Raw genomic sequence first — 3523 nt, forward strand, 5'->3', positions numbered from 1 at the left:
GCGTGGCGCTGGCCGAGATCGCCGAGAAAAAGGGTGTTCTGCTCAACTATGAGGCGGCGGTGGCGGGCGGCATTCCCGTCATCAAGACCATGCGCGAGGCGATGGCCGGCAATTCGGTTACGCGCGTGTTCGGCATCCTCAACGGCACCTGCAACTACATCCTGACGCGCATGGAGGCCGAGGGCATCTCGTTCGATGCTTGCCTGAAGGACGCGCAGCGGCTGGGCTATGCCGAAGCCGATCCGACGTTCGACATCGAGGGCCACGACACCGCGCACAAGCTGTCGATCCTGACCAGCCTTGCCTTTGGCACCAGGATCGCCGCCAACGACATCTATATGGAAGGTATCTCCAACATCACCCAGGCCGACATCCGCGCGGCCGCCGATCTTGGCTACCGGATCAAGCTGCTGGGTGTCGCCCAGCGCACCGAGAGCGGCATCGAGCAGCGCGTGCATCCGACGATGGTGCCGACGGCATCGGTCATCGCGCAGGTGCATGGCGTCACCAATGCGGTGGCGATCGAGACCGACATTCTGGGCGAACTGCTGCTGTCAGGCCCCGGTGCCGGCGGCAACGCCACCGCCTCGGCCGTCATTGGCGACATCGCCGACATCGCCAAGAGCCGGCCAGGCTTCCAGCATGGTCCGGTCTTTGGACGGCCGGCGAAGGAGCTGAAACCCTACAAGAAGGCGCAGATGCGCAGCCATGCCGGCGGCTATTTCATCCGGTTGACCGTGCATGACCGCATCGGCGTCTTCGCGGCAATCGCCAAGCGCATGGCCGATAATGACATTTCATTGGAATCGATCGTCCAGCACGCGGTCAATGGCGAGGCGGCGGCACAGAAGACGGTGATCCTCGTCACCCACGAGACGACGGAGGCTGCTGTGCGCAAGGCCGTCGATGGCATCACCAAGGATGGCCATCTGACCGACAAGCCGCAGGTCATCCGCATCGAGCGGGCAGGGTAGCTTTCGCCCGATAGGCCCTGCGGGACAGGAATCCCGCAGGCATTGAGGTCTGGTCTGGTGGGGACAGCCGCCACGCGGGAACGAATTGGTGTCGTCGCCGTTCTCTTGGTCAGCAACCAGAGGAACCGCTTCATGGCCGATACCAACAAGTCCGACACCCCTAATATCGACGACATCCAGAAGACGCTGGAAAAGCAGATTGCCGATTTGCGCAAGGAGATCACCAGGATCAACAAGAGCATTTCGGCGCGGGGCGCGGAGATGCTCGACGACGCCGGCGAACAGGCGTCCGAGTTGTACGACACGGCCGCGAGCCGCGCTTCGCGTACGGCGCAACAGCTGCGCAGCCAGGCTCAGGCTGTTTCGGAGGTCGCGCGTGAAAATCCAGGTACGACGACAGCTTTGGTCGGCGTGATCGGCCTGCTCGGCTTTCTGGCCGGCTTCGCCATTGGTCAATCGACGAACGATACCTCCCGCCGCTGGTATTGACCGCAGCGCGATAGGGCCGGGCTTCCGGCCCACTCGCTTGTTTTCAGCACATCACTTTTAAGGAGGGCACCATGGCTTCATCAGCATTGATCGGCATCCTGATCACATTCCTCGTCATCATCCTCGTTCTCTATCTGGTTCAACGCCTGCCGCTCGATGGCCGGATGAGACAGATAGTTCAGGTGATCGTCATCATCATCGGCATCATTTCACTGCTCAAATACCTCGCGGTTTTCTAGGCCGCGAACGCCGCCATTTTTACCGTTTTGAGACTGGCCCGGCGCACGGCGATCGGGCCAGTCTTGTTTAAGGATGCGGTTTAATCGATTGATATTGTTGGGTATTCGATAAAATCCTCGGTAGGTCTTGCCGTTGTCATGCTGGTTTGACAAAACAGGCCGCCTCCGGCGGGAGGCCGCATTGCCAACGAGGAAATCACCAGATGAATGTGGCCCAGAACATCGTCGCCGGCCTTGACCGGATACTCACCATGGAACTGGTGCGCGTCACCGAACGAGCCGCCGTCGCGGCCGCCAGGCTGCGCGGGCGCGGCGACGAAAAGGCGGCCGACCAGGTCGCAGTCGACGCCATGCGCCAGGAACTCAACCGGCTTGCCATCAAGGGCACGGTGGTGATCGGCGAAGGCGAGCGCGACGAGGCGCCGATGCTCTACATCGGCGAGGAAGTCGGCTCCGGCAAAGGTCCGGCCGTCGATATCGCGCTCGATCCGCTCGAAGGCACGACGATTTGCGCCAAGAACCTGCCCAATGCACTCGCGGTCATCGCGATCGCCGAAAAGGGCAGCCTGCTGTTTGCGCCCGACGTCTACATGGACAAGATCGCCATCGGTCCGGGCTATGCGGACGGCGTCATCGACATCGACGCCTCGGCGGCTGAGAACATCGCCAGCCTCGCCAGGGCGAAGGGCGTGGCCATATCGGATATCACCACCTGCATTCTCGACCGGCCACGTCATGCCAGGCTGATCGATGCCGTGCGCGCCACGGGTGCCGCGATCCGGCTGATCGGCGATGGCGATGTCGCCGGCGTCATCCACACCACGGATCCGGAAGAAACCGGCATCGACATCTATCTCGGCACTGGCGGCGCACCAGAGGGCGTGCTGGCCGCTGCCGCGCTGCGCTGCACCGGCGGCCAGATGCAAGGCAGGCTGATCCTCGACACGCCGGAAAAGGTTGCTCGCGCGGCAAAGATGGGTATTTCCAATCCGAAACGGGTCTATCGGACGGAGGACATGGCGCGCGGCGATGTGCTGTTCGCGGCCACCGGTGTCACCGACGGCAACATGCTGGCTGGCGTCAAATTCGGCCACAATTACATCACCACCCACACGATCGTGCTGCGCTCGTCGTCGCGGACGGTGCGCGAGATCAAGGCCCGCCATCAGGATCTGGATAAGTTCTGACGCTCGCTTGCGAAGCCACCTTGCAATTGCTAGCCATTCGGGCGCATCCGATGCTGGCTGCAAGGATTTGACGATGGAACCGTTCGACTGGCATGCGGATCCGATTTCGCGTGCCACCGCCATCACAAAGTTCTATCGCAACACCCAGAATGTGCGTCGCTTTCTCATCCGGGAATGCGGCGATGCATTCAGGTTTGACCGGCCTTTCATGGCCTGGCTCAAGGACGGTGTGGAAAAGACGATGGGCGATGCGGCCGACGAATGGCTTCGGCGCCAGGCTGAAAAGCGGAAAGCGTAGTTTTCTTGACCTATTCCGGGACGGCGCACATCCGTGAATCGCTTGGCTTTGCCTGCCTTTGGCCTATAGAGCGTCGCGTGAACGCGACGCGCTTAAAATTGTTGCCAATGCAGGTCGTCGCCCCAAAACCGCTGCCCACTTATGGGCGACATGCATTATCGTGCGGCCAACGATGAGTTGGCAAAGCGTATGACCGGCGAAAAACGCCTCTTCCTCGATGTCAGGCAGTCAGTATCAGGGATTTCCTGGGAACATCGGCTGACAGAACGCCAGGACATGATTGCGCTCGCCATCGCGCAAGGCCATGGCGTGCCCGACATCGTCGCGCGGGTGCTT

5 protein-coding genes are annotated in these 3523 nt (G+C 61.5%); all 5 read left to right on the forward strand.

From position 1 onward, the window contains the following. Positions 1-974 (forward strand): homoserine dehydrogenase (locus EN906_RS27055; RefSeq protein WP_164777386.1); only part of this gene is annotated, 974 nt, incomplete at its 5' end. Between the two features lie 132 nt (positions 975-1106). Further along, a complete protein-coding gene (locus tag EN906_RS27060; protein ID WP_127272497.1) occupies positions 1107-1463 on the forward strand; it encodes a hypothetical protein in 357 nt (118 codons plus the stop codon). Between the two features lie 71 nt (positions 1464-1534). Further along, entirely contained in the window at positions 1535-1702 is a 168-nt protein-coding gene (locus EN906_RS27065) for a Thivi_2564 family membrane protein (protein WP_013531988.1), read from the forward strand. A 203-nt stretch (positions 1703-1905) separates the two neighbouring features. Beyond that, on the forward strand, positions 1906-2889 hold the full coding sequence (gene glpX / locus EN906_RS27070; RefSeq protein ID WP_127271399.1) for a class II fructose-bisphosphatase: 984 nt from the start codon (positions 1906-1908) through the stop codon (positions 2887-2889). 73 nt (positions 2890-2962) lie between these two features. Then, positions 2963-3187 carry a DUF6434 domain-containing protein gene (locus tag EN906_RS27075; protein WP_127271397.1) on the forward strand — a complete coding sequence of 75 codons (225 nt, stop codon included), beginning with the start codon at positions 2963-2965 and terminating at the stop codon, positions 3185-3187. The last annotated feature ends 336 nt before the right edge of the window (positions 3188-3523 follow it).

Source organism: Mesorhizobium sp. M7A.F.Ca.CA.004.06.1.1 (assembly GCF_003999135.1).
In the GTDB taxonomy this organism is placed as follows: Bacteria; Pseudomonadota; Alphaproteobacteria; order Rhizobiales; family Rhizobiaceae; genus Mesorhizobium.